This is a genomic window from Pseudomonas sp. ASL4 (genome assembly GCF_056680395.1).
Genome location: NZ_CM155280.1, coordinates 5,824,576 through 5,847,409, shown reverse-complemented (window position 1 = coordinate 5,847,409; position 22,834 = coordinate 5,824,576). Strand labels below are relative to the sequence as shown.

Genomic DNA, 22,834 nt, shown 5'->3' with positions numbered 1-22,834 from the left:
TGCGAAGTTGTGTGCGTGAACGGTTTTAACGAGCGATTATCGAGTTATGTAAATATTCCGGAATAGTGCAAGCGAACAGTTGCGTCATTTTGTAAATGGGAATAGTTTTCATATCGAAAGTTATCGAGGATAAACCGATGTTGAATGATGGCGTATTGCACTCTAATCCATTGCAAAAAACCAATGCCGACTATCTGGCTCGACAAAGCAAGTTCGAATCCAATGTGCGCAGTTATCCACGCAAGTTGCCTCTGGCAATCGCCAAGGCGCACGGACTTTGGGTCACTGATGTCGAAGGCAATACGTACCTCGACTGCCTGGCCGGCGCTGGCACGTTGGCCCTGGGGCATAATCACCCGGCCATCATGGCCAGCCTCGACAGTTTCCTCACCTCAGGCCTGCCGATGCACACCCTCGATCTGACCACTGTGGTCAAGGACGCCTTCAGCGAAACCCTGCTTAGCCTGTTGCCGAACCAGGGCCGTGATTACTGCCTGCAATTTTGCGGGCCGTCCGGGGCGGATGCGGTGGAGGCGGCGCTGAAACTGGCCAAGACCTACACCGGGCGCAACAACATCATCAGTTTCTCCGGGGCTTACCACGGCATGACCCACGGTGCCCTGGCCCTGACCGGTAACACCGGGCCGAAAAATGCCATCGCCAGCCTGATGCCCGGCGTGCAGTTCATGCCGTTTCCCCATGAATATCGTTGCCCGCTGGGCATTGGCGGTGAGGCCGGGGTCGAGGCCTTGACCCACTATTTCACCCAGTTCATCGAAGACGTCGAAAGCGGCGTGTCACTGCCGGCGGCGGTGATCCTTGAAGCGGTGCAGGGTGAGGGCGGGGTCAACTGTGCTCCGGCGAGCTGGCTGCGGGCGATCCGCGAGGTGACGCGCAAGCACGGCATCCTGCTGATCCTCGACGAAGTGCAGACCGGCTTCGCCCGCACCGGCAAAATGTTTGCCTTCGAACATGCCGAGATCGAGCCGGACCTGATCGTCATGTCCAAAGCGCTCGGCGGCGGTTTGCCGATGGCGGTGCTGGGCATCCGGCGTGAATTCGACGCCTGGGAGCCCGGCAACCACGCCGGCACCTTCCGCGGCAATCAGATGGCCATGGCCACCGGGCTGGCCACATTGCAGGTGCTGCAACAGCAAAACCTGGCCGTCCAGGCCGAGCGCCGTGGCCAGTGGCTCAAGGACCGACTGGTCGAGTTGCAGGCGCATTATCCGGCCCTCGGCCAGGTACGCGGACGTGGCCTGATGTTGGGCATCGAGATCGTCGACGAGCGCCAGCCGGCTGACCGCCACGGGCATTTCCCGATGGACCCGGCGCTGGCCGTGGCCATTCAGCAACAGTGCTTCAAGCAAGGCCTGTTGCTGGAACGCGGCGGGCGTCAGGGCAATGTCATCCGCTTATTACCGCCACTGATTATCGACGAAGAACAATGCCGGCAAGTGATTCAGCGTTTTGATAACGCCGTGGCTGCTGCACTAATGCAGTTGCGTCCTTGAATGAATCAATCGAAGTTGCATTAGGAATCCCGCCGGGCTTCAGTTTCATGTCAATAACTTCGACAGTCGTTTGATTATTAAAAGGTTCGGCTAAGTGATGTCATTACCTGGGGCTTTGTCGTCCGATAAATCGGTCGACCAGCAACTAATTTTTCGCGATATAACGAATTCAGTGACCTCACGGGCTACTGTGGAGCACCCATGAATCATCCGAATCGCAGTGTTTTACCGAATATGGTCAGTGAATTGGCGACGTCGCACGCATTGCTTAATTGTTTGATCAAAGAGTTCGCCTTGCCGGAAAACTGCCTCAGTTATAGTTGGCCGGCGCAGATGCAAGGTATCGCCCCGGGCAGTTACCTCGAGGGCCTGGAATGGAAGGGCATTCCCCTGACCATCAGCCTGCCCAACCAGCAGCAGTTCTTTGTGATGGTGGACCGCCGCGATGGTCTCGGCAGTCACCGCTACCTGTCGGACGTCTATGCCCGGCGCGGTGAGGGCGACTGGTCGAGCCTCAGGTTTGCCGAGTTCGTCGAACAGTTGCTTGGCGCTTGTGAACACATGACCCGCGCCAGCAACGACGAGTTGCTCGATCAGGTGTTGCAAAGCCAGTTGCTGACCGCCGCCATCGTCGGCCACAACACACCGATGGACGCGGACCCGCTCAGCGGTTACCTGGCCAGCGAGCAGGGCTTGTGGTTTGGTCACCCGAACCACCCGGCACCCAAGGCGCGGCTGTGGCCCGCGCACCTGGCCCAGGAAACCTATGCCCCGGAATTCCAGGCGCGAACGCCGTTGCATCTGTTCGAGGTGCCACTGGAAGGGTTGAGCGTCGGCGCCAACGGCTTGAGCAAAGCCCAAGTGTTGGCCGGTTTTGCCGATCAGTCGCAGGCTCGGCCCGGGTACGCAGTGATCTGCATGCACCCGGTGCAGGCGCAGTTGTTCATGCAGGACGGCCGGGTGCAGCGTCTGCTGAAATCCGCGGCCATCGTCGACCTGGGCGCCACCGGCCTGATGGCCAACCCGACGGCGTCGATTCGTACCTGGTACATCGAGGGCCATGAGTTTTTCATCAAGGGCTCGCTGAACGTGCGTATCACCAATTGCGTACGGAAAAACGCCTGGTACGAGTTGGAAAGTGCGCTGATGATCGACCGCATTTTCCGCAACCTGCAACTGACCCAGCCCGAGACCCTCGGCGGGTTGTCGGTGGTGGCCGAGCCGGGCCTGTTGAGCTGGGCACCGCAGCAGGCCAGCGAAGCCGATAGCCATTGGTTCCGTGAACAGACCGGGGCAATCCTGCGCGAGAACTTCTGCCTCGACACCGGCACCGACAGCAGCATCATGGCAGGCACGCTGTTCGCCCGAGGCCTGCATCTGCGCCCCTTGGTCCATGAGTTCCTGACCCGCTTCAACGGTAACGACCTCCACGACCAACAGCTGTTGAGCTGGTTCGACGACTATCAGGCGCTGCTGCTGAGACCGGTGCTGGCGCTGTTCTTCAACCACGGCATCGTCATGGAACCGCACCTGCAAAACAGTGTGCTGGTGCATGACAACGGTCGCCCGCAACGCTTGCTGTTGCGGGATTTCGAAGGGGTAAAACTGACCGAGGAGCTTGGTACTTCGCGGATCGACACTGACGTTCATCCTCGGGTCCGTGAGTCGTTGCTCTATTCCCGCCAGCAAGGCTGGAACCGCATCGTCTACTGCTTGTTCGTCAACAACCTGTCCGAGGCGGTGCTGGCCCTGAGTTGGGAGCGTCCGCACCTGGCGCCGCTGATGTGGCAGCGGGTCGAGCAGCAGTTGATCAGCATCCGCGCTGAGTTGTCCCGTGCTGCGCCGGAGCTGGATGCGCTGATCGCCGGTCAGCCGATTGCTTGCAAAACCAACCTGAAAGTTCGCCTGGCGGCCAAGGCTGATCGCCAGGCTGGCTACGTCACTCTGATGTCTCCGTGGGGCAAGGAGGCCAAGCATGGATAAGTTGCCCGCAACGGTGCTGGCCGCCATCGACGAAGCCCGCACGCAACAGGTCGACCCGCTGGCGCTGTTTATCTACGACCTGGATGCGTTGAAACAGCACGTCACCCAGGTGATGGCGGCACTCCCCGAAGGCGTGGAGTTGTACTACGCGATCAAGGCCAACAGTGAGCCGCAGATCCTCGCCACCGTGGCGCCGCTGGTGCATGGGTTCGAGATTTCCTCCGGCGGTGAGATTGATCGTCTCCAGGCTTGCCCGACGCGCAAACCGTTCATCTTCTCCGGCCCCGGCAAACTTGATTCCGATCTGCGTTCGGCGCTGGAAAACCAGGTCGAAGCGATTCATATCGAAAGCCTGAACGAAATCGTGCGCCTGCAACGACTGGCGCTGGAAGTGGGGCGGGTGCAGGACGTGTTGTTGCGGATCAACCCGCAACTGCCGTCGCCGCTGTCGAGCAAACTGGCAATGGCCGGCACCGCCACTCCATTCGGGATTGACGAGTCAGAGCTGGCCCGGGCGGTGAGTTGGGTCGATAACGCCAGCCACCTGCGGCTCAAGGGTTTCCATGTGCACGCGATGTCCCATCAGTCGCTGGTGGAACGCCACGAACAACTGCTCGATCTGTACCTGGAGCGCTGGCCGCAATGGAAGGCCTTGTCGGCCAATCCGGCAACGATCACCCACCTCAATGTCGGCGGCGGCATCGGCGTTAATTACCTGGGCCCGCAGCAGTTTGATTGGCAACGCTTGTGCGTGCATCTGGGCGAATCCCTGGCGGCGTGTGCCGATGCGCCCATCGTGCGCTTTGAGCCCGGTCGTTTCATCAGCGCTTATTGCGGCTACTACGCCATCGAAGTGCTGGACAGCAAAACCAGTCACGGCAAGCACTTCCTGGTCTGTCGCGGCGGCACCCATCAGTTCCGTTTGCCGGTGGCCCAAGGGCACGATCACCCGGTCATTCACCTGCCCAGGCTCCACGCAATACCGGGCGCGATGGAGCAGAACTGGACCGTGGTTGGGCAACTCTGTACGCCCAAGGATGTGCTGAGTCGCGATTGCCAACTGACCGGCGTTGAAGTCGGCGACATGCTGGTACTGCCACTGGCCGGGGCTTACGGCTACAACATTTCCCACGCCGATTTCCTCTGCCATCCGCGACCGCCGCAGCTGTTCGTGCAGGCAGCCGGAGCGACATCTTGGGTTTGACCGTTGCCGTGCCGCGCTGGTTGGTGGTGGTCAATGTGCTGTTGGGTACCCTGACCGTCAGCCTCAACAACAGCTCGCTCAACCCGGCATTGCCGGCGTTTATGAGTGCCTTCGACATCGGGCCGCTGCTGGCGACCTGGATCGTCGCTGCGTTCATGGTGAGCATGGGCATGACCATGCCGCTCACCAGTTTTCTCAGCCAGCGGGTAGGACGCAAGCGTCTCTATTTATGGGGCGTGGCGTTGTTTGTCTGCGGCTCGCTGATGGGCGCTTTCGCCAACTCCATTGCGTTGGTGATTGCCGCACGTGTGGTGCAAGGCATTGCCAGCGGGCTGATGATCCCGTTGTCGCTGGCGATCATTTTTTCGGTGTACGCCAAAGGCGAGCGCGGCCGGGTGACAGGCCTGTGGGGCGCGGCGGTGATGCTGGCGCCGGCGTTGGGGCCGTTGTGCGGCAGCCTGATGCTGGAGTGGTTCAGTTGGCGTTCACTGTTCCTGATGAACGTGCCGATCGGCATCGTCGCGCTGGTCCTCGGCGTGGCGGTACTGCCGGCGTCTGAAGCGTCGGAACGCAAACCGTTTGACCTGGCGGGCTACCTGCTGATTGCGGCGGGCATCGGCTTATTGATGGTCGCGGTGGGTCGTTTGCGTCACGCCGAAGCCCTGACCGATCCGCTCAACCTCGGCATGTTGCTGGCGGCGATCCTGTGTCTGATCGCGTTTGTGCGACTGGAACTGAACCGGACTTCGCCACTGCTCAATCTGCGGATCTTCGCCCTGCGCGGTTATCGCTTGAGCGTGATCATCGCGGTGGTGCAGTCGGTCGGCATGTTCGAGTGCCTGGTGTTGCTGCCGCTGCTGGTGCAGGTGGTGATGGGTTACAGCGCGATCTGGACCGGTTTGTCCCTGCTGTGCACGGCGGCGTTTGCCAGCCTGTTCGGGCACATCGGCGGCAGATGGCTGGATCGGCACGGGCCACGGGGCGTGGTGCTCTGGGGGCTGCTGCTGACCGGTGCCGCGACACTCGGCCTGGGCATGCTCGGGGCCGGCACGTCTATCGGTGTGGTGTTTTTCCTGATGATGGTTCGCGGCGCCGGGCTCGGTATGTCCTACATCCCCATCACCACCGCCGGGCTCAATGCGTTGCCCGAACCGATGGTCACCCAGGGCGCAGCGATGAACAACATTTCCCGACGCCTTGTGTCGTCACTGGCCATCGTCATCGCTTCGCTGTGGCTCGAGTTTCGTCTGGGGACCGGGGTTCATTCGGCAGGCACGTCAGGGGCTATCAGCGAAGTCTTCATGGCCACCGGCATCCTCGTTTTGCTGGCGCTGCCGTGCGCTTGGCGTTTTCCCGTTCACGCATCCGACGAGCCGGCCGAGGCATTGCCCTCGGCCCTCGAACCCCGTTAATTCTTTAATCGACAAGGTATGACAATGGCGACCTCTTCTCAGGCAACACATCAGGCTCCTGGCGTCTGGCTGGCCACCGCCGATACCCGACGCTATCAACAAGTCGAACAGCGGGTGGTCGGCCAACTGCTGCAAACCCTGCTCTACGAAAACGTGCTGCCGTACCGCCATTCACCGTTGTCAGGCAGCCAATACCGTTTTGTCGTCAGCGGCCTCGATGCACAGCAACAACTGGTGGAATATCACTGCACAGGCTTGCTCAGCGCCAGCTTCGAACTGATCCGCCTCGATTACTCCAGCCTTGAGCGCGTCGATGCCCAAGGCAAGCACAGCCAACCGCGCCTGCACCAAGCGCTGGCCGAACTGTTGAGCGATCTTCAAGACAGCCCGCACCTGCCACGTTTCACCCATGAACTGGAGCAAACCCTGCTCAAGGACCTTCAATCGCGCAGTCAGGGTTATCAGCCTGAAAAACCACCTTATCAACTGGACGTCGATGCACTGGAACAGCACTTCATGGACGCCCACAGCTATCACCCTTGCTACAAATCGCGCATCGGCTTTTCGCTCAAGGACAACGCCAGTTACGGGCCAGAGTTCGCCGCGCCGGTCGCCATTGTCTGGCTGGCCGTGGCGAAAACCTGCGGGGCGATGAACATCTCCCGGCACCTGGAGTTCGACGGCTTTATCCAGCAGGAATTCGGCCTTCAACGTTGGCAGCAACTGGCCGAGAGTCTCACTGACCAAGGCAAGTCGCTGGGTGATTACTGGCTGATGCCGGTGCACCCATGGCAGTGGGAAAACGTCATCGTTCCGGTGTTCTATCCGGAACTGGTCAGCGGTGAGGTGATCCATCTGGGCACCACCGAGGATCGCTACCAGGCGCAGCAATCGATCCGCACCTTGGCCAACTCCACGGAAAAGCAGCGGCCTTACGTCAAGCTTGCGTTGAGCATGACCAACACTTCCAGCACCCGAATTCTGGCCCGACACACGGTGATGAACGGCCCGATCATCACCGATTGGCTGCACCAGTTGATCCGCAGCGACAGCACCGCCCGCGACCTGGGGTTTGTGATACTTGGCGAGGTGGTTGGTGTCAGTTTTGACTACGACCACCTGCCTGCTACACGCATGTCCCAGGCCTACGGCACGATGGGCACCCTGTGGCGCGAAAGCATTCACCAGTACCTGGAAAGCGATGAGCAAGCCGTGCCGTTCAATGGTTTGAGCTCCGTGGACAATCGCTACGGCAGCGGTGAACAGACTCCGTTTGTCGATACGTGGATCAAGCAATATGGCCTGCATGCCTGGACCCGCCAACTGCTGCAAGTCGCGGTGTCGCCGATCATTCACATGCTCTACGCCGAAGGGATCGGAATGGAATCCCACGGTCAAAATATCGTCCTGATCGTCAAGCAGGGCTGGCCGCAACGGATTGCCCTGAAAGACTTCCACGACGGCGTGCGCTATTCGCCGCAGCACCTCGGGCGCCCCGAACTGAGCCCAACCCTGGTACCGCTGCCCGCCAGCCACGCCAAGCTCAACCGCAACTCGTTCATCCTCACCGACGACGTGGATGCAGTGCGCGACTTCTCTTGTGATTCGTTTTTCTTCATCGCCTTGGCCGAGATGGCGATCTTCCTGCACCAGCATTATCAACTCGAAGAATCCGAGTTCTGGCAGATGACTGCCGAGGTGATTACCGGCTACCAGGCCGAACATCCACAGCACAGTGCGCGCTATGACGCGTTTGATGTGTTCGCGCCGTTCTACGAAGTCGAAGAATTGACCAAGCGCCGCTTGCTCGGCGATGGCGAACGTCGGTTCAAATCGGTGCCGAATCCGCTGCATGCGTTCCGGCCGCAATCATGCTGAGGACCAATCTGCTCAAACAGAAGCTCCGTCAGGGTGAGCCGGTCTACGGTCTGATCAGCTCGATCCCGGCACCGGCCGCCATCGAGTTGATTGCCGAGGCCGGTTTCGATTTCGTGATCATCGACATGGAACACGTGCTGATCAATCCCGAAACCGTGGAGAACATGATCCGCACCGCTGAGAGTTACGCGATCACGCCGCTGGTGCGGGTCGCGGACCTCAACCCGAAAACCCTGCTGCGCCTGCTCGATGGCGGCGCCCAGGGCATTGTGTTGCCGATGATCGAAGGTCCCGAGCCGTTGGCCGAAAGCATCCGCGCCTGCAAATACCATCCGCAGGGCAGCCGCAGCCTGAATGCCGGGCGCCCCGGTGCGTTTGGTAAGCACAGCCTGGCGGAATACATCGGGTTGGCCAACGAGCAAATCATGATCGTGGCGATGATCGAAAGCGCTGAAGGCGTACACCGTGCGGCGGAAATTGCCGGTGTGCCGGGCCTCGACATGATCCTCGAAGGCGCCGCCGATTTATCGCAATCGCTGGGCCTGCCCTGGCAGATCGACCGCCCCGAAGTGCAGCAAGCGCTGCTCGCCAGTTGGCAAGCGGCCAGTGCCGCAGGCGTGCCGTATTGCGCGATTCCACGCCAACCGGGCGACCACGAACGGTGGTTGGGCCGGGGCGTAAACAGTTTTGTTTTGGGTGACGAGCGTGGCATCGCTTTTCGTGCCCTCCAGGCCAGATTGGCCGCCACTTCAGCAGAAGGAAAATAATCGGATGAACTTCACCGCAATGGCCGCCGACAGGGTGATGCAGGATCTGGTCGATTGTTTGCTGGCCGAACATTTTTTCGGGACCGAACCGCTGAACCTGGCGACACCCGCGTCATCGGCCGATCAGTTGTTTAGCGGGTTAAGCGCCGAGCAACGGATCTGGGAATGGCAGGGTTCAATCTTCGTCGCCCTGCGCCCCGGTATCACGCAGCACTGGGAGAAAGTGCCGGGCACGCCGGTATTGGGTTGCGAAAATGGCCAACTGACCGAACTGTCCCCAGAAGCATTCATGACCCAAGTCTTGGCCGGGATGACTGACCGCTATCAGGACAATGAAAAGGGCTTTGCGCTGTTCCTTGATGTACTGCGTACCAGCGTCCGTCAAACAGAATTGTCCCTGGCCCATCGGGTCGACAGCGAACGCTTGCTGGAAAAGAGCAACGCAGACTTCTTTCTGGCGATGGAGCAGTGGGCGTCGCTGCGGGATCGTCCCTACCACCCATTGGCCAAAGCCAAGCAAGGTTTGAACGACGCCGAATATCAGCAGTATCAGGCGGAATTCGCCCGTCCGGTGGCGCTGAATTGGATTGCCATCGACCGCACGTTGCTGCAATGCGGCGACGGCGTGACGGATCTTGCACAGAGTTATCCCGCCCAGTACCTGTTGCCATTCGCGTTGCAGGTCGGCTTGCAACAAGAGTTGCAGCAACGGGGCCTTGCCGATAGCCACATCGCGCTGCCGGTGCACCCGTGGCAGTTTGAACACGTGCTCGACGCGCAGCTCAGTGATGCCTTCGCCAAGGGGGATTGCCATCGACTGGACTTCACCGACGGTGATTTCTTCGCGACTTCGTCGTTGCGTTCGATGACCCCGTGCTTCAACAGCGCCGATTACCTGAAGTTGCCGATGGCAATCTATTCTCTGGGCGCCTCGCGTTACTTGCCCGCCGTGAAAATGATCAACGGCGGCTTGAGTGAAAAGTTGCTGCGTCAGGCGCTGGGCAAGGATCAAACCCTGCAAGAGAAGCTGCACCTGTGCGATGAAACCAAGTGGTGGGCGTTTATGCCGCCGCACGCGACGCTGTTCGACGAAGCGCCGCGTCATTTGTCGGCTATGGTCCGCGGTTATCCGCCGGCGCTGCTGGAAGACCCGGACACGCGACTGGTGCCGATGGCCGCCCTCGGCACGCCGCTGCCCGGCAGCAACCAGCACTTCTTCGATGACTGGATGGCCTACCGCCAATTGCCGGCCGATGCCGCGTCAGTGATGAAGCTGTTCCGCGAGCTGTGCCACAGCTTCTTCGAGATCAACCTGCGGATGTTCCGCATCGGTATGCTCGGGGAGATTCACGGGCAGAACGCGGTGCTGGTCTGGAAGGCTGGTTATGCCCAAGGGCTGCTTCTGCGCGATCACGATTCATTGCGCATCTTCGTGCCGTGGCTGGAACGCAACGGCCTGGCCGATCCGGCCTACCGACTGAAGAAGGGGCATGCGAACACGCTGTATCACGAGCGTCCCGAAGACCTGTTGTTCTGGTTGCAGACGCTGGGGATTCAGGTCAATTTCCGGGCGATCATCGATACCCTGGCGCAGGTTTATTCGCTGCCGGCCAACACCTTGTGGACGGCGATGGGCGAGGTGTTGAACGAGTTGATCGACACCATCGAATTCGACGACGAAGCGCGGAGCATGATCAAACAGCAGCTGTTCGAAGCACCGCACTGGCCGCAGAAATTGTTGCTCACGCCAATGATCGAACGAGCGGGTGGTCCTGGCAGCATGCCGTTTGGCAAAGGCCTGGTGGTCAATCCTTTCCACAGGCTGAATCGTGAAGACTGACCCTCGATATCATCCCTCCAGGCGCACGCTGTTGCGCCTGTCTTTGGGGGCGCTGGCACTCAGGTTTGCCACGCCGGCCTGGGCTCAATCCGACGCCGCGCCGCTGCGGGTGGTTACCCTGTTTCAGGGGGCCACCGACAGCGCCGTGGCGTTGGGCGTCACGCCGTGCGGCATCGTCGATTCCTGGAGTGAAAAACCCACCTATCGCTATTTACGCGCGGCATTGGAGCAGGTGCCTCATGTCGGGCTGGAGACTCAGCCCAGTCTGGAGGACATCGCGCTGCTGAAACCGGACGTGATCGTCGCCTCGCGCTTTCGCCATGAACGCATCGAACCGCTGCTCAAACAGATCGCCCCGGTGTTGATGCTGGAAGAAGTGTTCGAGTTCAAAAAGACCCTGGCGTTGATGGGCGTTGCCTTGTACCGCAAGCAACGGGCCGACGAGGTATTGGCCCAATGGCAACAACGCGTGGCGCAACTGCGCCAGCAATTACAGCAGAAATTTGCCGGGCGCTGGCCGCCCACGGTGTCGATTCTGGATATCAGGGAAGACCACATTCGCAGTTATCTGCCGGCGAGTTTTCCCGGTTCCGTCATTACCGAGTTGGGTTTCGACTGGAGTGACGCCAGTCGGGAGGCGGACGGGGTGTCGATCAAACTCACCAGCAAGGAGAGTCTGGCGGTGGTGAATGCCGACATTTTCTTTGTCTTCATGCACGCGGAGAAAGCAGCAGTGCAGCGAAATTATGAAAGCCTGGTACAGCATCCGCTGTGGCAGCAAATGCGCGCGCCGCAGCAGGGGCAAGTGTGGCGGGTCGACGGCGTGGCCTGGAGCTTGTCGGGCGGCATGCTCGGGGCAAATCTGATGCTCGACGATGTTGCCCATCTGGTTAACGCGGACGAGGCCTCATGAGCAACGGTTTGAAGTTGTGCATTACCGGTGTCGTGTTGCTAATGAGTTGCGTGTTGAGCCTGGCGGTCGGGGCGACCTGGATTCCGTTGTCGCAGATTCTTGCGGCGTTTGTGCATCCCGATCCGTTGAGCGTCAGCCATGTGCTGGTGACCACCACGCGGCTGTCGCGCACGTTGATGGCGATGGCCGTGGGCGCGAGCCTGGCGGTGGCGGGCGCGTTGATGCAGGCGTTGACCCGCAATCCGCTGGCGTCCCCCGGACTGTTCGGGATCAACGCCGGGGCGACATTTTTCATCATTCTGTTTTCTTCGCTGTTCTCCCTGTCATCCCCGGATGCCTGGCTGTGGTGCGCATTTATCGGCGCGGCGGTGGCGGGTTCGCTGGTGTGGCTGATCGGCAACATGGGGCAGGGCAGTCTCAGCCCGTTGCGCATCGTGTTGGCCGGAGCGGCGATGGCGGCGTTGTTCTCGGCGTTCAGTCAGGCGTTGCTGGTAGTCAATCAGGACGGGCTGGACACGGTGCTGTTCTGGCTGGCCGGTTCGTTGACCGAGCGCAGCCTGTCGGTCGCCGCGCCGTTGCTGTTGTGTGGCGTGCTCGGCTTGTTCGGGGCGATGTTGCTGGCGGGGCAGGTCAATGTGCTGAACGCCGGGGAAGAAATCGCCACGGGCCTGGGTCAGCGAACCGGGTTGATCCGGTTATTGATGAGCGTGCTGGTGGTGTGCCTGGCGGGCAGTGCGGTGGCGTTGGCCGGCAGCATCGGTTTTATCGGTTTGCTGGTGCCGCATATGGTGCGCAAGGGGTTGTCCATTGACCATCGCTGGTTACTGCCGGGGTGTGCGTTGCTCGGCGCGATTCTGCTGCTGTTGGCGGATACGTTATCGCGGGTGTTGATCTTGCCCCAGGAGGTGCCGGTGGGCGTGATGACCGCGCTGTTCGGTGCGCCGTTTTTCATCTTGCTGGCGCGGCGTGGAGGTCGTTATGGATAAGGTTCTGACTTGGCGCCGTAGTGGCTTCTCCCGGCGGATCAATGTCGCGACGTTGTGGCGATTGTTGGCGGCGCTGATGGTGACGCTACTGATCATGCTCGGCTCGCTGTCGCTGGGCAAAGTCCTGCTGTCGCCGCTGGAGGTGCTGCGGATATTGCTGTCGCACCAGGACGCGAGCCTGACGTTTATCGTCGAGCAACTACGCTTCCCGCGCATCCTGCTGGCGGCGCTGGTGGGCGCTGCGTTGTCGGTGTCCGGGCTGATCCTGCAAAGCATCATCCGCAACCCGCTGGCTTCGCCGGATCTGCTCGGTATTACCAGCGGCGCCAGCGCGGCAGCGGTGTTGTATTTGTCGTTTTTCTCGGTGGCGTTGGGTCAGCAATATCTGCCACTGGCGGCGATGCTCGGCGCGGGGCTGGCGGCACTCGCGATTTATCTGCTGGCTTGGAAGCAGGGCACTTCACCGCTGCGGCTGGTGTTGATCGGCGTCGGCATCTCCGCGATGTTGACCGCCGCGACGACGTTCATTCTGGTGTTCAGTCCGCTGACGACAACCTTGTCGGCCTATGTCTGGCTGACCGGCAGCGTGTACGGTGCCAGTTGGCCGGAGCCGCTGGCGCTGGGTTCCTGGTTGTTGGTTATTTGTCCGCTGCTGGTGTTTTTGGCTCGTCAGGTGATGGTGCAACAGCTGGACGACAGCCTTGCTCAAGGGATCGGTGTGCGCGTGCAATGGTTGCGCGCCGGGTTGTTGCTGGTCAGCGTGGCGTTGGCCGGTGCGGCGATTGCCTGGGGCGGGGCGATCGCGTTTGTCGGGCTGATCGCGCCGCACATTGCCAAGCGTCTGGTGGCTCCGGGGTTTGGCGGTCAGGCCGTGATGGCGGCGCTGGTCGGGGCGAACCTGGTGGTGCTGGCCGACCTCGCCGGGCGCACGCTGTTTTTGCCGCTGGATCTGCCCGCCGGGATTTTTGTCGCCGTGCTGGGCACACCCTTTTTTCTCTATTTGTTGATTAAACAACGTCATTAAGGAATTCAACGTATGACGTCGATTGCAAGTCGCGGCCTGACCCTGAGTTATCAGCGCCAGGTGATTATTGATGCGCTGGACATGCAACTGCCCCAGGGCAAGATTTCGGTATTGATTGGCAGCAACGGTTGCGGCAAAAGCACCTTGCTCAAATCCTTCGCCCGGCTGCTGAAACCGCAGCAGGGTTCGGTGATTCTCAACGGTGTGGATATCCAGCAAAAATCCACAGCGGCCGTGGCCCGTGAACTGGCGATCTTGCCGCAGACGCCCAGCGCGCCGGAGGGCATTACCGTTCGGCAATTGGTGGCGTTGGGTCGATTTCCATATCAGAGCTGGATGCAACAGTGGTCGGCGGAAGATGAAGCCATGGTCAACCGCGCGCTGGCGCAAACCAGCCTGCTGGCCCTGGCGGATCGACCGGTGGACGCGTTGTCTGGCGGGCAACGCCAGCGTGCGTGGATCGCCATGACCCTGGCCCAGGACACCGGCATCGTGCTGCTCGACGAACCGACCACGTTCCTCGACCTGGCGCACCAGATCGAAGTGCTGGACCTGCTGCGCGACCTTAACCGGCTTGAAAATAAAACCATCATCATGGTGCTGCACGACCTCAACCTGGCGTGTCGTTACGCTGATCACATGGTCGCGGTGCACAACCAGACCGCGTTTGCCCAGGGCCGGCCTGACGAGGTGTTGACCGAGGCGCTGGTCAAAACCGTATTCGACCTGAATTGCCGGATCATCCCCGATCCGTTCTTCGGCACGCCGCTGTGCATTCCGTTTGGTCGGGAACTGCCGCAATGAATCTGGCTGACCATTTCACGGCGACAGAGTGGACGGTGCTGTCCGGCGGGTTGCGGCTCAAGGACAGCGCCGAGCGCGACCCGTTGCGTTCGCTGCTGGCCCGGGACTTGTTGCAAGAGGACGTGTGCGCGCAACTGCTGGATGCGTTGGGGCCGGTGATTGGCTCGCCAACTCGGGCGATTACCGCCTCGTTGCTCGGCAAGCGTTTGTCGTTTCTCGCGACCGGCGCCTGTTTGTACGCGATGTCGGTGTATGACAAAGGGTTGTTGCTGTCGTTGGACAACACGGTGATTGAGTACGGTCACGATGACGGGTTGTGGACGTCGTCGATGCCGCTGCTTCACGGAAAGCCGCTGACATACGAGGCGGGTGAGCGCGAGGCCTGGCGGGAAACGTTGGTTCAGGCGCTGTTTGCGGGATTACTGAAACCGTTGTGGCAAACCTTCAACCGGGTCACGGGCGTTTCCCGGCGCATCCTCTGGGAAAACACCGCCGTGCGCGTCTATTCGCTGTATGAAAAACGCATGGCAAAAATCGACGATCCGTTGGTGCGCGAGCGCTGTGAGGCAGATTTCACTTGGCTCATGACCCTAGCCGAGCCCGCACTGTTCGGCCTCGAGTACAACCCGCTGAGTCATTTTCGCCGGCCACCGACGTTGGTGGACGAAGGGCAACGCAGCATCCGTTTTCGGCGGACCTGCTGCTTCTACTACCTGGCCACCGAGCCCGCAGAATATTGCTCGACCTGCCCACTGCTTCGTCCGGGGAAATGCCGATGAGTTATGAGATTGCCGACCGCCAGCAACGTGTCAGCCCGAAGTTGCTTGACGCGTATCGGTCGATCCCGTCGTCCACCGTCGGCCACTTTTCCGACCTTGGCTTCCTGCGCGGGATCAAGCCACTGTTCAACGACATCCGCATGCTCGGCAACGTGGTCACCGTCAAAGTCTTCCCGCCTGATGGCAGCGTTTTGCGTGAAGCGCTGTTGTTGAGTCAGCCGGGCGATGTGCTGGTGATCGAATGTGTGGGTGACCACGAGTGCGGCTGTTGGGGCGAATTGCGGACTCTGGCCGGTTTGATCAAGGGCCTGGCCGGGGTGGTGGTGTCGGGTGCGGTCACCGATGTCAGCGCCTTGCGTCGTCATGGGTTGCCGGTGTTTTGCCGTGAAGTCAGTGCGTACACCACCCGTGGCGTTGGCGCCCAAGGGGAGGTCAATCAGCCGATCCGGATTGGCGAAGTTCAGGTGCGACCGGGCGATCTGGCCGTCGGTGATGACGACGGCGTCTACATCCTCGATGCACTGCGAGCGGCGGAGCTGCTGCCCGAATTATTGGCCAAGGAAGTAACCGACCAACGCCGCCGTTCAGAATTCCTCCACAGACTCGAAGCCCGACTTAACTAGGCTCACCTGAAACCTGTAGGAGCGAGGCTTGCCCGCGAAGCTTTTAGCGCCCGTGATAACGCCTTCGCGGGCAAGCCTCGCTCCTACAAACGATCAGCATTTTTCATCGATGTGTTGCTGCGCAAAGCGGCTACACTTTGATTCTTTGGTCAGTTTTTTGTAACAGGTTGTTTGCCGCCAGCGCAGAAACCTATAAAGTTAACCTTTCGGTCAGCTTTGCACTGTCAAATACAGCCTTTTGCTTTGTCCAAAAGCGCTTCTGCAAGACTCGAGATTCCCAGAACATAACCAGAAGGGCGGACCCATAACCGCCCAGAGGATGATCCATGTCCAACCGTGATATTTCCCGGCGCTCGTTCCTTCAGGGCGGGCTGGTGGCGGGTGTGAGCGTGACGCTTACACCGCTCAGCACCCAGGCGCTGGCGGCCTTGATGGAAAACAGCGTAACCGTGCCGTCCGAGCAATGGCTCGGCAACAACGGCAAGGCGCGCTCGCGTAACGATGCCTTGTCCAAGGTCTGCGGCAGCAAAGTCTTTGCCCGCGACATTCGTGCCAAGGACATGCCGGGCTGGCCGCAGCAGCAGGGCCACGCCATGTTGCTGAAAATCACCAAGGCCGACCGCATCTACGCGGGTTACGACCTGTCGTGGCTCGGCGCCGATTTGCAGCCCGACCGCATCGTCACCGCCGCCGACCTGGACAAGGACGGCATCGTCTTCCCGGAAGATCACGCGCCCGATCCGCTGCTGCCGGAAGGCAAGGTGCCGATGTTCATCGGTCACCCGGTGGCGATCCTGATCTGGAACGACTTCGAGCGTTTCCGCCAGGCCAAGGCCAAACTCAAGTTCAATGACAAAGCCATCCGCTACGGCGCCCAGGTGCCGTTCTACGACTGTGATCCCTACGGCAGCTTCCGCTACGTACGCGTTGGCGGCGCGACCTCGGCGGACGAAGATGAATTCGCCAGCCTCAAGGATTCGATCCTGTTCCCGATGCTGAAAAACCGTCGTCCGGTGTGGAATTCCCAGCCGGACCTGCACGGCAACCTAACCGAGCGCGGTTTGTTCTACGCCGACCGGATGAAACAGCAGATCGAATCGCCGCCAGACAACTGGCTGGTGTTCGACGAGCGCTACAAAACCCCGTCGATTGAACCGGCTGCGATGGAGCCGGACAACGGCAACGGCTGGTACGACCCGGCGACCAAGACCCTGCACTTTGTCGTTGCGACCCAGTGCCCGCTGGAAGCGGCGACTGAGACCGCGAAGATGATCGCGCCGTCGCGCTTCGGCCTGGCGAATCTGAACATGCACCCCGGTTACACCGTCGGTTACGGTTCCAAGGACCATAACATCTTCGTCTACTACGCAGCCCTCGCCGCGTTGTACGGTGCTGGTGTGCCGGTGCGTCTGGCGAACGACCGCTACGAGCAGTTCCAGAGCGGGATCAAGCGTCACCCGTTCGACATCCGCTACCAATTGGCCGTGGACAAGACCGATCACAGCTTCAAGATTTTCCGCGCCGAGATGAACGTCGATGGCGGCGGGCGGATCAACTACAGCCCTTCAGTGGCGGCGGTTGGCGCCACGGCGGCGCAGTCGATCTACTACATGCCGCAGAACGATTTGCAGGTCACGGCCTATCATTCTCGCGGTGTTGAAGCGGGCTCGATGCGCGGTTACGGAACCCTGCAAAGCATGGCGTCGACCGAGATGATGGTTGACGAAATTGCCGGTCGCCTCGGCATCGACGCCATCGATCTGCGCAAGAAAAACGCCATGCTCTCGGGCATGAAAAACACCCAGGGCGCAGTGCCTGCCGGTGCCTTGCGCCTGCATGAAATTCTCGACAAGGCTGCTGCCCACGAAGTCTGGAAAAACCGCGATCTGATCAAGATGAAGCGCGAAGCCGCCGACCCGGACAACTGGTACGGCGTCGGTTTCGCCATCTGCCAGAAAGACTTCGGCACCGGTTCCGAAGCGCCGATGGCCAGCATCGAATTCACGGCTGAAGGGCACGTGACCCTGCGCCACATCGGTATCGAAATCGGCACCGGCATGTCCACCTCGCAAGCCTTGGTGGTGGCGGATTTCATCGGCATCCCGGCCACGGAAGTGAAGACCGGCGAAACCGAATGGAAAGAGTTGCAGCTGATCAGCGGCGGCAACCCGTACATCATGAGCCAGGCTGAACAGGACGGTTTTCTGCGTAACCCACGCTGGGTTGGCAAACTTGCGTCGGCCTCGTCGGCGACTAACTCCGCGTACTACTTCAGCCACGCTACCCGTGAAGCGTCCCGCGTGCTGTTCAACCACGGTTTGTGGCCGGCGGCGCTGCAGATCTGGGGCCAAGGCCCATACGGCGGCCAAGCCAACCCGTACGTGGTGCGTCGCGAAGATGCGCATTGGGTCGACGGCAAACTCACTGCCAACGGCATGCAGCCGCTGAGCTTTGAGCAACTGGCGAAACACGCCCACGAAAAAGGCTTGGTGACCGGCGCGACCGTGCACGGCTTCAACCGCTGGAGCTGGGCCGAGTCCGATTTCAGCATCGACGGCGTCCGTGAACGCCTGCCGCTCGACGGTCTAGCCGTGAAGTACGGCGACGGGGCACCGAACGCGAAGAAAGCACAGATGACCAGCAACGGTTTCCATCTGCTGGATCGCCAGAACGTGCACTACCCGGACACCCAGTTGAACAACGCGGCGGTGACTTACTACAGCCCGGTCGCGACGCTGGTGGAATTGAAAGTGAACAAGGGTTCGGCCGAAGTGCAAGTGCTCAACCATCACTCGTGGGTCGAGTGCGGTCGGGTGCTGGTGGAAGAACTGGTCAGGGGGCAGCTCGAAGGCGGGATCGCCATGGGCATCGGCCATGCATTGATGGAAGAGATGCCGCTGTACGAAGGCGGGCCGGGGGAGGGTGACTGGAACTTCAACCGTTACCGCCTGCCAATGGCCCGGCACGTTGCGGTCTGGAACCAGACGGCGGAGATCCTGCCGCCGCTGTCGCCGAGCGACCCGTCCAAGGGCATTGCCGAAGTGGTGATGATCCCGATCGTCGGCGCCATCGGTAACGCCGTGGCTCACGCCATCGGCAAACGTGTCCGCGACCTGCCTATCACTTCTGCGCGCATCAAGGAGGCCCTCAATGGCTAACCGTCCGTTTCAACTGACCCTCAACGGTCAATCCGTCGGCCCGGTGGACATCCCTGATGACCTGCCGATGATCGACTACTTGCACGAATACAAAAACCTCACCGGTTCGCGTCTGGGCTGCGGCCAGGGCATCTGCCATGCCTGCGTGGTGATCGTCGACAACCCGGACGGCACCAGCGAAGAAGTGCGCACCTGCATCACCGGCGCGCATTACTTCGAAGGCAAAAAAGTGCGGACCATCGAAGGTCACGCGACCCGCGATGAGCAGGGCAAGGTCACCGAGCTGAACCCGATCCAGCAGCGTTTCGTCGATGAATTCGCCTTCCAGTGCAGTTACTGCGCGCCGGGGTTTGTGAATGCGGCGACGGTGTTGGTGGAAAAACTCCAGCGTCAGCCGATCGTTAAAAGTCAGCTGGAAAAAGTCATCGAGGACAGCCTCGGTCACCACATCTGCCGCTGCACTGGCTACGTGCGTTACTACAGCGCGACCCGTAACGTGCTGACCGATCTCGGCCTGGTCAAGGAGGGTTAAGCATGAAGCATCTACTTTCCCGACTGGCGTTGGCGGTTGGTCTGGCTGCGCCGGTGTTACTGGCCCACGCGGACGATCAGATCAAGCGCGGCGAATACCTTGCCCGCGCTGCCGATTGCATGGCCTGCCACACCGCACCGGGTGGCGCGCCGTTTGCCGGCGGTCTGCCGATCATCTCGCCGTTCGGCACGATCTACGGCACCAACATCACCCCGAGCAAAGAGCACGGCATCGGTCTGTACAACGATGATGAGTTCTTCGCGGCGCTCACCGAAGGCAAACGCCGGGATGGCGCGAACCTGTATCCGGCGATGCCTTACACGTCGTATCACCTGATGCCGCGTGAAGACTCGGACGCGATTCACGCGTATCTGAAAACCGTCGAGCCGATCGAACGTGCGGCGCCGGTCACCAGCCTGAGCTTCCCGTTCAACGTGCGTCTGGGCCTGATGGGCTGGAACATGCTCTACGGCAAGGACGTGAAACTGGCGCCGACCGAGGGCAAAAGCGAAGCCTTCAAGCGCGGCCAGTACATGGTCGACGTGCTCGGGCACTGCGGCGAATGCCACACCCCGCGCGGTTTGCCCGGTGCGATGCAGCAGGACAAACGCCTGACTGGCGGCCTGCTCAATGGCTATCTGGCGCCAAGCCTGTTGGCCAATGACCTGGCCGCACGCGGCTGGAATCATCAGGACCTGAGCTCGTTCCTCAAGCACGGCATGAGCGCCCAGGGCACGATGTTCAACGAGATGTTCCCGGTGTTCCACAACAGCACCCAAGGCCTCAATGATCCGGACTTGGCGGCGATGGCGACGTTCCTGCTTGGCGATCAACCGCCCGCAGCGAAAGTGCTGACCGAAGTGCCGCTGGACAAAATGGGCCCAAGCGCCCAGCGCGGTCGTCAGGATTACCTGAACGTCTGTGCCGGTTGCCACGCACCGAACGGCGAGGGCAAGCCGCACATCGCGGTGGCCATGCGCGGCAACACCACATTGCGCCTGGAAGATCTGCGCAACCTGTTGCGGGTGATCGAGGACGGCATCGGCGAGCAGAAATTCGCCGGGTTCGAACGCATGCAACCGATGCCGGGCTTCGCCGACAAACTCAGTCACGAGCAACTGACCGATCTGCTGAACTACTTGCGTCAAGGTTGGGGCGGTCAGTCGAGTGAGCTGGCGGTCAGCGATGTGCAGAAGCTTCAGGCCGATGCACCAACCGCCGAGCACAAGGCGCACTGACATGCAGCATCTCGATCTGCAAGTGGTGCGCCGGGCGCTGGAATGGTCGACGGCCGGCCAGTGCGTGTGGCTGTGCACGGTGCTCGCCACCTATGGCTCGGCGCCACGTGCGCCGGGCTCGTTGCTGGCGGTGAACGCGGACGGTCACTGGATCGGCTCGCTGTCGGGCGGTTGTGTTGAGGAAGACTTCCTCGAACGCGTCGCCGAGGGCGCGTTTTTTGAGGCCGTCAACGTGGTCCGTTACGGCGAAGGCGATGATCCGCGCTCTCGGGTCAGTCTGCCCTGTGGTGGCGTGCTCGATGTGCTGGTGGAGAAGCTTGAATCTGATTGTGAGGTTCAGGCACATCTGCGCGAGCTGGAGTCGGCATTGCTGGGCCAGCGCCGGTTGATTCGCGAGGTCGATCTGGCCAGTGGCGCGCGCAGTGTGTTCGCGGACAGCGAGCAGGGCGCGCGCATCGAGCGAGAGATCGACCGGGTACGCGTGCGAGTTGGCGCGGCTCAGCGGTTGCTGTTGGCGGGGTATTCCAGCGTCGCCCAGGCCTGTGCAGAGTTTGCCGTGGGCCTGGGTTTCGAGGTGATTCTTTGCGACCCGCGAGACGAAGTGCTTGAAGGCGTGGTGCTGAACAACGTCGAGATTCGCCGCCAACTGCCATCGGTGTTCATCGCCGACGGCGGCTGCCACAGTGACACGGCAGTGGTGGCGTTGACCCATGACCCGCGCATCGATGACCTGGCGATGATGGAAGCGGTGCGCACCGATGCGTTCTACATCGGTGTGATGGGCTCGATGCAGACGTCGCAAAAGCGCTTTGAGCGGTTGCGCAGGATTGGTGGGTTGGGGGATGTTGAACTCGCAAGAATTCATGCCCCGATTGGCCTGAACCTGGGCAGCAAGACGCCCGCAGAAATCGCCCTGGCAGTACTCGCCGACATCCTGCGAATCCGCAGCGGCATCCCCCGGGATCGCCTGTAACCCCCATTCCCCTGTGGGAGCGAGCTTGCTCGCGATGGCGTCCGTACATTCAACATCAATGTTGCCTGACACGCCGCCTTCGCGAGCAAGCTCGCTCCCACTGGGGTTGTGTGTTGTTGGTGGGTAATTGTTTGCAGCATCTCCCTTCAAGAAATCAATAAAAGCCTCGGCGCAAAGCCAGACGTGTCCATACTCAGTGCCATGGCTCGCACCTGCGGGCAGCTACCTGGAGGAAGATCCGCATGACTGCATCGACATCCAAACCGGTCTGGTTCATCACCGGCTGTTCAACAGGTTTCGGCCGGCAACTGGCCTTGCACACCCTCAGCCTCGGCTACCCGACCGTGGTCACGGCGCGTAACCCGGCGCAGGTCGAAGACATCGTCAAAGGGCACGAAGACATCGCACTGGTCTTGAAGCTGGACGTCACCGACCCGGCACAGATCAACGCTGCCGTTGAGGCCGCACAAGCGCGTTTCGGCCGTATCGATGTGTTGGTGAACAACGCAGGGATCGGCTACTTCGGCTCCTTCGAAGAAAGCGATCTGGGTGAAGTGCGCAAGATGATGGACATCAACGTCTGGGGCCTCGTCGAGATGACCCGCGCAGTGCTGCCAGGCATGCGCCAGCAGCGCAGCGGCTCGGTGGTGAACATCTCTTCCGTCGGCGGCATCGTAGCGTTTCCGGCGGTGAGTTTTTACCACGCGACCAAGTTTGCGGTGGAAGGCATTTCTGAATCCCTGGCCCAGGAAGTCGCACCGCTGGGCATCAAAGTCCTGATCGTCGAGCCAAGCGGTTTCCGCACCGATTGGGCGGGGCGCTCGGCCAACGAAGCGAGCCAGACCATCGACGACTACCGTGAAACGGCTGGCAAACGCCTCGACATGATCCGCGGCTACAACGGCAAGCAACCGGGCGACCCGGTGCGGGCAGCGGTGGCGATCGTCAATGCGGTCGAGGCCGAGAACCCGCCATTGCGTCTGTTATTGGGCAAAGCGGCACTGGCCGGTGGACGCGGCAAGATCGAAGCCCTGCGTAAGGACTTTGAAAGTTGGGCGAGTGTCAGCGAAGGCGCTGATTTCCCGAGCTAATCGTCTATACGCAGAACCCAATGTGGGAGCGGGCTTGCTCGCGAAGGCGTCGTATCAGTCGAAATCTTTATTGACTGACACACCGCTTTCGCAAGCAAGCCCGCTCCCACATGGG

The 22,834-nt window shown here is 60.8% G+C and carries 18 protein-coding genes; all 18 read left to right on the top strand.

Annotated features, from left to right (window positions below):
• The first annotated feature begins 137 nt into the window (after positions 1-137).
• The 18 genes from AC1MEW_RS26730 to AC1MEW_RS26645 all read left to right on the top strand — a co-directional run bounded on the left by AC1MEW_RS26730 (position 138) and on the right by AC1MEW_RS26645 (position 22,719).
• Positions 138-1,514, top strand: a complete 1,377-nt coding sequence (locus AC1MEW_RS26730) for a diaminobutyrate--2-oxoglutarate transaminase (protein WP_201257025.1) — start codon at positions 138-140, stop codon at positions 1,512-1,514.
• Between the two features lie 201 nt (positions 1,515-1,715).
• Positions 1,716-3,497, top strand: coding sequence for an IucA/IucC family protein (locus AC1MEW_RS26725; protein WP_201257026.1), 1,782 nt, complete (start codon positions 1,716-1,718; stop codon positions 3,495-3,497).
• Positions 3,490-4,701, top strand: a complete 1,212-nt coding sequence (locus AC1MEW_RS26720) for a type III PLP-dependent enzyme (RefSeq protein WP_480424242.1) — start codon at positions 3,490-3,492, stop codon at positions 4,699-4,701. The genes AC1MEW_RS26725 and AC1MEW_RS26720 overlap by 8 nt, the downstream gene beginning before the upstream one ends.
• A complete protein-coding gene (locus AC1MEW_RS26715; protein ID WP_480427357.1) occupies positions 4,698-6,113 on the top strand; it encodes a DHA2 family efflux MFS transporter permease subunit in 1,416 nt (471 codons plus the stop codon). Before AC1MEW_RS26720 ends, AC1MEW_RS26715 begins: the two co-directional genes overlap by 4 nt.
• A gap of 18 nt (positions 6,114-6,131) precedes the next feature.
• On the top strand, positions 6,132-7,991 hold the full coding sequence (locus AC1MEW_RS26710) for an IucA/IucC family protein (RefSeq protein ID WP_480424240.1): 1,860 nt from the start codon (positions 6,132-6,134) through the stop codon (positions 7,989-7,991).
• The gene (locus tag AC1MEW_RS26705) at positions 7,985-8,758 is read left to right on the top strand and encodes an HpcH/HpaI aldolase family protein (protein WP_322267907.1); all 774 of its coding nucleotides are present in this window, start codon (positions 7,985-7,987) and stop codon (positions 8,756-8,758) included. Before AC1MEW_RS26710 ends, AC1MEW_RS26705 begins: the two co-directional genes overlap by 7 nt.
• 4 nt (positions 8,759-8,762) lie before the next feature.
• Entirely contained in the window at positions 8,763-10,598 is a 1,836-nt protein-coding gene (locus AC1MEW_RS26700; RefSeq protein ID WP_480424237.1) for an IucA/IucC family protein, read from the top strand.
• Positions 10,588-11,511, top strand: coding sequence for an ABC transporter substrate-binding protein (locus AC1MEW_RS26695; RefSeq protein WP_480424235.1), 924 nt, complete (start codon positions 10,588-10,590; stop codon positions 11,509-11,511). The genes AC1MEW_RS26700 and AC1MEW_RS26695 overlap by 11 nt, the downstream gene beginning before the upstream one ends.
• Positions 11,508-12,497 carry a FecCD family ABC transporter permease gene (locus AC1MEW_RS26690; protein ID WP_480424233.1) on the top strand — a complete coding sequence of 330 codons (990 nt, stop codon included), beginning with the start codon at positions 11,508-11,510 and terminating at the stop codon, positions 12,495-12,497. The genes AC1MEW_RS26695 and AC1MEW_RS26690 overlap by 4 nt, the downstream gene beginning before the upstream one ends.
• Positions 12,490-13,521 (top strand): FecCD family ABC transporter permease, encoded by a 1,032-nt coding sequence (locus AC1MEW_RS26685; protein ID WP_480424231.1) that lies wholly within the window; start codon positions 12,490-12,492, stop codon positions 13,519-13,521. Before AC1MEW_RS26690 ends, AC1MEW_RS26685 begins: the two co-directional genes overlap by 8 nt.
• A gap of 12 nt (positions 13,522-13,533) precedes the next feature.
• On the top strand, positions 13,534-14,325 hold the full coding sequence (locus AC1MEW_RS26680) for an ABC transporter ATP-binding protein (RefSeq protein ID WP_201257034.1): 792 nt from the start codon (positions 13,534-13,536) through the stop codon (positions 14,323-14,325).
• A complete protein-coding gene (locus AC1MEW_RS26675; RefSeq protein WP_480424229.1) occupies positions 14,322-15,104 on the top strand; it encodes an IucA/IucC family C-terminal-domain containing protein in 783 nt (260 codons plus the stop codon). Before AC1MEW_RS26680 ends, AC1MEW_RS26675 begins: the two co-directional genes overlap by 4 nt.
• Positions 15,101-15,727, top strand: a complete 627-nt coding sequence (locus AC1MEW_RS26670; RefSeq protein WP_322267913.1) for an RraA family protein — start codon at positions 15,101-15,103, stop codon at positions 15,725-15,727. The genes AC1MEW_RS26675 and AC1MEW_RS26670 overlap by 4 nt, the downstream gene beginning before the upstream one ends.
• A 326-nt stretch (positions 15,728-16,053) precedes the next feature.
• Positions 16,054-18,885 carry a xanthine dehydrogenase family protein molybdopterin-binding subunit gene (locus AC1MEW_RS26665; protein ID WP_480424227.1) on the top strand — a complete coding sequence of 944 codons (2,832 nt, stop codon included), beginning with the start codon at positions 16,054-16,056 and terminating at the stop codon, positions 18,883-18,885.
• Entirely contained in the window at positions 18,878-19,417 is a 540-nt protein-coding gene (locus AC1MEW_RS26660) for a (2Fe-2S)-binding protein (protein WP_123403637.1), read from the top strand. The genes AC1MEW_RS26665 and AC1MEW_RS26660 overlap by 8 nt, the downstream gene beginning before the upstream one ends.
• 2 nt (positions 19,418-19,419) lie before the next feature.
• Entirely contained in the window at positions 19,420-20,655 is a 1,236-nt protein-coding gene (locus AC1MEW_RS26655; protein ID WP_480424225.1) for a c-type cytochrome, read from the top strand.
• 1 nt (position 20,656) lies between these two features.
• Positions 20,657-21,628 (top strand): XdhC family protein, encoded by a 972-nt coding sequence (locus AC1MEW_RS26650; protein ID WP_480424223.1) that lies wholly within the window; start codon positions 20,657-20,659, stop codon positions 21,626-21,628.
• Between the two features lie 242 nt (positions 21,629-21,870).
• Positions 21,871-22,719, top strand: coding sequence for an oxidoreductase (locus AC1MEW_RS26645; protein WP_480424221.1), 849 nt, complete (start codon positions 21,871-21,873; stop codon positions 22,717-22,719).
• Positions 22,720-22,834: the final 115 nt, after the last annotated feature.